At 63.3% G+C, this 3,324-nt stretch carries 4 protein-coding genes and 1 pseudogene; 4 read left to right on the forward strand and 1 reads right to left on the reverse strand.

Annotated elements, in window-relative coordinates; genetic code table 11:
* Together EOA60_RS25065 and EOA60_RS25070 are read left to right on the forward strand one after the other, a co-directional pair.
* Positions 1-1,161 (forward strand): 3-hydroxyacyl-CoA dehydrogenase NAD-binding domain-containing protein (locus EOA60_RS25065; RefSeq protein WP_245502607.1); only part of this gene is annotated, 1,161 nt, incomplete at its 5' end.
* Between the two features lie 9 nt (positions 1,162-1,170).
* Complete coding sequence (locus EOA60_RS25070) at positions 1,171-1,713, forward strand: thioesterase family protein (protein ID WP_095826067.1); 543 nt, start codon at positions 1,171-1,173, stop codon at positions 1,711-1,713.
* Positions 1,714-1,725: 12 nt separating this feature from the next.
* On the opposite strand, the gene EOA60_RS25075 is transcribed toward EOA60_RS25070, so the two are convergent.
* Positions 1,726-2,400 carry a flavin reductase family protein gene (locus EOA60_RS25075; protein WP_206628218.1) on the reverse strand — a complete coding sequence of 225 codons (675 nt, stop codon included), beginning with the start codon at positions 2,398-2,400 and terminating at the stop codon, positions 1,726-1,728.
* Between the two features lie 165 nt (positions 2,401-2,565).
* Here EOA60_RS25075 and EOA60_RS25080 point away from each other — a divergent pair, with 165 nt between their 5' ends.
* On the forward strand, positions 2,566-3,207 hold the full coding sequence (locus tag EOA60_RS25080) for a helix-turn-helix transcriptional regulator (RefSeq protein ID WP_067322695.1): 642 nt from the start codon (positions 2,566-2,568) through the stop codon (positions 3,205-3,207).
* 10 nt (positions 3,208-3,217) lie between these two features.
* Positions 3,218-3,324, forward strand: a pseudogene (locus EOA60_RS39925) (thermonuclease family protein); the annotation flags it as partial.

The following is a 3,324-nucleotide window of genomic DNA, read 5'->3' on the forward strand; positions in this document are numbered from 1 at the left end:
CTGCTCGACCGCGACATGGAGTCGGCCGAGAAGGGCAAGGCGCATTCCGACGGCCTGATTTCGGACCAGGTGAAGAAGGGCCGCGCCAAGCCCGAAGAGAAAGACAAGTTGCTGTCGCTGATCACGCCGACGGCCGACTATGCCGACCTTGCCGGCTGCGATCTTGTCGTCGAGGCGGTGTTTGAGGATTCAGGCGTGAAGAAGCTCGCCACCGAGAAGGCGGAAGCGGCGCTGAAGTCCTCGGCGATCTTTGCCTCGAACACTTCGACCATCCCGATCACCTCGCTGGCGAAGAACTCGGCGCGGCCGAAAAACTTCATCGGCATCCACTTCTTCTCGCCCGTCGACAAGATGATGCTGGTCGAGATCATCCTCGGCAAGAAGACCGGCGACAAGGCGCTCGCCGTCGCGATCGACTTCGTACGCGCCATCAAGAAGACGCCGATCGTCGTTAACGACACGCGCGGCTTCTACGTCAATCGCTGCGTGCTGCGCTATATGTCGGAAGCCTACAAGATGCTTATCGAAGGCGTCCCTGCGGCGATGATCGAGAACGCCGCCAAGGCCGCCGGCATGCCGGTCGGCCCGCTGGCGCTGACCGACGAGACGGCGATCGACCTTGCCCAGAAGATCATGAAGCAGACCATCAAGGATCTAGGCGAGAAAGCCGTCGACCCGAAGCAGATGGCGCTGATCAACACCATGGTCGACACGCATGGCCGCTTCGGCCGCAAGAACGGCAAGGGCTTCTACGACTATCCTGCCAAGCCGGCGAAGAAGAAGCTGTGGCCGGGTCTCAAGGATCTCTATCCGCAGCTGAAGCCCGAGAAGGTCGACTACGAGGAGCTCAAAGAGCGCCTGCTGGTCACCATCGCCCTGGAGGCGGTGCGCGTCATGGAGGAGGGCATCGTCACCGATCCGCGCGAGGCGGACGTCGGCTCGATCCTCGCCTTCGGCTTCGCGCCGTTCACCGGCGGCGCGCTCTCCTACATCGACGGCATCGGCGCCAAGCGTTTCGTCAAGATCGCCAAGGGCCTGCAGAAGAAATACGGGGCCGAGTTCAAGGCGCCCAAGCTTTTGCTCGACATGGCCGAGAAGGGCGAGACTTTCTACCAGCGCTTCGACCCTTACCAGAAGGGCGAGGTCAAGAAGGCCGCCTGACGAACTCCGATGTATGTTTGGGGGCGCCTCGCGCGCATGATGGCCACGGCGCGTAGCCGTGGCCCTTATCAAATCGGCGATCAGAGCCGGCTGGTCTTTCGCTGCCTGCCGACCGACATCGATTTCAACAGCCATCTCAACAATGCCCGTTACATGATGCTGGCCGATCTTGGCCGTATCGATGTTTTTCTTCGCGTCGGTCTTGTCGCGCTCGCGCGGCGGAACGGCTGGGCGCCGATGATCGGCGGGCTGCAATCGGCCTATGTGCGCGAGATCAGGCTGTGGAGCCGCTTCGAGGTGGTGTCGTCGATCGAGACCTGGGAAGGCACTTCGGTGATCGGCAAGCACCGCTTCGTCCTCGACAATGGGGAGACGGCGGCGCTGATCCTGACCACCGGCGGCGTCTATGACCGGCGCGGTGGCCGCTTTCTCGAAATTGAGGAGGTCGTCGCGGCGCTCGGCAATTCGGCGGAACCGCGCCCGCCGACCGAGCCTGAGCGGGCATTCATGATCTCGCACCGGAACCTGCGCGAAGAGGCCAAGCGGGCCTGATCGAGCAAGCGTTCAATGTTCGGCCCGGAAGGTTTTGCCCAGATCGACCGCGTCGCCAAAATAGTGCCGGAACACATAGAACAGCGGATTCCATCGCGCAGTGTCGATGTGGTTCGTTCCCGGCATGCTGCTGTGCGCATGTACTCGCTGCACGTCTACCTCCATGATGAGGTGCGTCGAGGATGCGCCTTGCTGCTTCGCGCTGCGATGGCAGGTCAGCAGGCGTGTTTCGAACTGCAGGGGACATTCTGCGATGCGCGGCGTCAGGATCAATTCGCTGGGCTGGATCGCAAAACCGCCTAAAGCGAACTTGTCGGCCTCATGAACGAACCCCAATTCGGCCTTATGGGGTGGAACGGATTCGCACCCGTGGTGCGCGCGATCCGTTCGACATTCGCCCAGAGGCTGGCCGCGGGAAAATTGAGGGTGCATTCGCCATCCCGCAGAAGATTGATGGCGCCCTGGGCCGCCGAACTCAAGCCGAGGACCACGCATGAACCCAAGGCCCACGCGGCCGTCATCGTTTCGGGTAACCATCAGGACGACAGGCGTCCCAAAATACAGAACGGATCGGGCGATGGATTGGTGGTTCGGCAACATGAGCAGTCCTTCGTAATTCGAGGACCGCACCCTACCAAGCTTGCGCACCGAGACGTTTCGGCCGGGGTCGAACGATGCATCGCGCACGCGGCGACATGGTCGGTGCCGGCGCCCGGCTCAGGATCGAGCCCGTCAATCTTGCGGAAGCGGCGACTTTCTCTGCAATCCGCTGTTCGCGCCGGTGGACAATTGAATGGTCGCGCGTTAGACAGCAGTGAGGCATTTTTTCCTGTTTTTCGAAGGAGAGCGGACTTGCTCTCACACGATCGCGTCTGGGCCGCAATCGATGCTCTTGCCGAACGCTATTCGCTCTCGGCTTCCGGTCTCGCCCGCCGCGCGGGCCTCGATTCGACCGCCTTCAACAAATCCAAGCGCCTGTCCTCCGACGGCCGGCCGCGCTGGCCTTCGACCGAATCGCTGGCCAAGATCATCGAGGCCACCGGCGCCTCGCTGGAAGAATTCACCGTGCTGGTTGAGGGTCACGGTGCCTCCGCCGCGCCGCCGCCGCGTATGGCCGTGCCGCTGCTTGGCTTCGCCCAGGCCGGTGCCGGCGGTTTCTTCGACGATGCCGGCTATCCCTCAGGGCAGGGCTGGGATCTGGTCGAGCTTCCGGCGCGGGCGGCGGAAACCTCCTATGCGCTGAAGGTCCAGGGCGATTCCATGCTGCCGCTCTACCGCAATGGCGACGTGCTGATCGTCGAGCCGGGCGCGCCGACGCGCAAGGGCGACCGCGTCGTCGTCAAGACCACCGCCGGCGAGGTGATGGCCAAGGTGCTCGACCGGCAGACCGCGAAGTCGGTTGTGCTGGTCTCGCTCAACCCCGCTCACCCGGACCGCGATATCCCGATGAGCGAGGTCGAGTGGGTGGCGCGGATCGTCTGGGCAAGCCAGTAGGTCCGGGCTGGTGCGGGTCCTCCATCTTGCCCTGGCGCTTGTGGCGGTTCCGGCAATGGCGGCGCTGGTCGTCGCCGGAGGCCACTCGCTGAAGGGCAGCGAAAGCGTCGTCGCGGT

It is taken from the genome of Mesorhizobium sp. M1A.F.Ca.IN.020.06.1.1 (assembly GCF_004023265.1).
Taxonomy (GTDB): domain Bacteria; phylum Pseudomonadota; class Alphaproteobacteria; order Rhizobiales; family Rhizobiaceae; genus Mesorhizobium.